Here is a 2534-nt window from a genome sequence, read left to right on the forward strand (position 1 = left end):
TCAAAACTGCGGTCGCGGATTTCACCCAATCGGTAGAAGAAGACCGCCCTGGCCAGCGCGTTGCGCGCCTCGCCCTTATTCAGCCCCGCATGGACGCGGCGGCGCAGCTCCACGCTTTGCAGCCAATCCAAAATGAACAGCGTGCGCTCGATGCGCCCCAGCTCGCGCAACGCCACGGCCAAGCCGTTCTGGCGCGGGTAGCTGCCGAGTTTGCGCAGCATCAGCGAAGCCGTTACCGTGCCTTGCTTGATGGAGGTGGCCAGCCGCAGAATTTCATCCCAATGGGCGCGTATTTGCTTGATGTTCAGCCTGTCGCTGCTAATCATCGGCTTGAGCGCGTCATAGGCGGCATCGCCCTTGGGGATGAATAGCTTGGTTTCGCCCAAGTCACGGATACGCGGCGCGAAGCGAAATCCCAGCAAATGCATCAAGCCAAACACGTGATCGGTGAAGCCTGCCGTGTCGGTGTAGTGTTCCTCGATGCGCAAGTCCGACTCGTGGTACAGCAGGCCATCAAGCACGTAAGTTGAATCACGAATGCCCACGTTGACCACCTTGGCACTGAAGGGCGCGTACTGGTCGGAGATATGGGTGTAGAAAGTCCGTCCTGGACTGCTTCCATACTTCGGGTTGATATGACCAGTGCTTTCTGCTTTGCTGCCGGTTCTGAAGTTCTGGCCGTCCGACGATGACGTGGTGCCGTCACCCCAGTTGCCGGCGAAGGGTTGCCGAAACTGCGCATTCACCAGCTCGGCCAGCGCCGTCGAATAGGTTTCATCGCGGATGTGCCAGGCTTGCAGCCAAGACAGCTTGGCGTAGGTGGTGCCAGGGCAGGACTCGGCCATTTTGGTCAGACCCAGGTTGATCGCGTCGGCCAGGATCGTCGTCAACAGCAAGGTTTTGTCCTTGGCCGTGTCGCTGGTCTTCAGGTGTGTGAAGTGGCGGGTGAAGCCCGTCCATTCATCGACCTCCATCAGCAACTCGGTGATTTTGAGGTGCGGCAGCAGCATAGCTGTCTGGTCGATCATGGCTTGCGCGGCGTCTGGTACTGCCGCGTCCAGCGGCGTGATCTTCAGGCCTGACGCGGTGGTGATGATGGCATCCGGTAAGTCGTTGGCCGCAGCCATGCGGTTGACTGTGGCGAGTTGCGCCTCCAACAATTCCAACCGGTCATGCAGGTATTGGTCGCAGTCGGTGGCCACTGCCAGCGGCAATTCGCTGGCCAGCTTCAAAGTGGCGAACTTCTCGACCGGCACCAGGTATTCGTCGAAGTCCTTGAACTGGCGAGAACCCTGCACCCAGACATCACCGGAGCGCAGCGCGTTCTTCAGCTCCGACAGGGCGCATAACTCGTAGTAACGCCGGTCGATGCCGTCGTCGGTCAGAACCAGCTTTGCCCAGCGCGGCTTGATGAATGCGGTTGGCGCATCGGCGGGCACCTTGCGCGCGCTGTCGCTGTTCATGCCGCGCAGCATGTCGATGGCATCGAGCACACCCTTGGCGGCGGGCGCAGCCCGCAATTTGAGCACGCCCAGGAACTGCGGCGCGTAGCGGCGTAGCGTGGCATAGCTTTCACCGATGTGGTGCAGGAAATCAAAGTCGGCAGGCCGCGCCAATGTTTGCGCTTCGGTGACGCTGGCGGCGAAGGTGTCCCAGGGCATAACGGCCTCGATGGCGGCGAACGGATCGCTGCCGCTTTGCTTGGCCTCAATCAACGCTTGACCGATGCGCCCATACATCCGCACCTTGTCGTTGATCGCCTTGCCGGAAGCCTGGAACTGCTGCTGATGCTTGTTCTTGGCCGCGTTGAACAGCTTGCCGATGATGCGATCGTGAAGGTCGATGATTTCATCGGTGACGGTGGCCATGCCTTCGATGGCCAGCGCTACCAGCGTGGCATAGCGTCGTTGCACCTCGAACTTTGCCAGATCAGCAGGCGTCATCTGGCCACCTTCACGAGCGATTTTGAGCAGGCGGTTCTGGTGAACCTGCCGCTCGATGCCTGCGGGCAGATCAAGTGCTTGCCAGGATTTCAGGCGCTCAATATGTTCGAGCATGTGGCGAGAGTTCGGTTTGGCAGGCGACTGGCGCAGCCATGCCAGCCACGTCACTTTACTGCCGTCCTTGCGCTTGAGAAGTTCGTCCAGGCGCTGACGGTGGGGTGATAACAAAGAATCGGTCAGCGCCGCGTAAATGCGTCGGTTGGCACGGGTGATGGCCTCGGCGCTTGCGCGCTCGATGGCAGGCACTGTTGCAAATAGTCGGTGGTGATAAACTTATCATCCCCTTTTGCTGATGGAGCTGCACATGAACCCATTCAAAGGCCGGCATTTTCAGCGTGACATCATTCTGTGGGCCGTACGCTGGTACTGCAAATACGGCATCAGTTACCGTGAGCTGCAGGAGATGCTGGCTGAACGCGGAGTGAATGTCGATCACTCCACGATTTACCGCTGGGTTCAGCGTTATGCGCCTGAAATGGAAAAACGGCTGCGCTGGTACTGGCGTAACCCTTCCGATCTTTGCCCGTGGCA

2 pseudogenes are annotated in these 2534 nt (G+C 59.4%); one reads left to right on the forward strand and one right to left on the reverse strand.

Going from position 1 to position 2534, the window contains the following annotated elements:
- Positions 1–2243: pseudogene (locus OGY18_RS06115) on the reverse strand (Tn3 family transposase); the annotation flags it as partial.
- Positions 2244–2307: 64 nt separating this feature from the next.
- Between OGY18_RS06115 and OGY18_RS06120 the strand changes: the two are divergent.
- Positions 2308–2534, forward strand: a pseudogene (locus OGY18_RS06120) (IS6 family transposase); the annotation flags it as partial.

It is taken from the genome of Citrobacter sp. Cpo142 (genome assembly GCF_030332425.1).
In the GTDB taxonomy this organism is placed as follows: Bacteria; Pseudomonadota; Gammaproteobacteria; order Enterobacterales; family Enterobacteriaceae; genus Citrobacter; species Citrobacter portucalensis.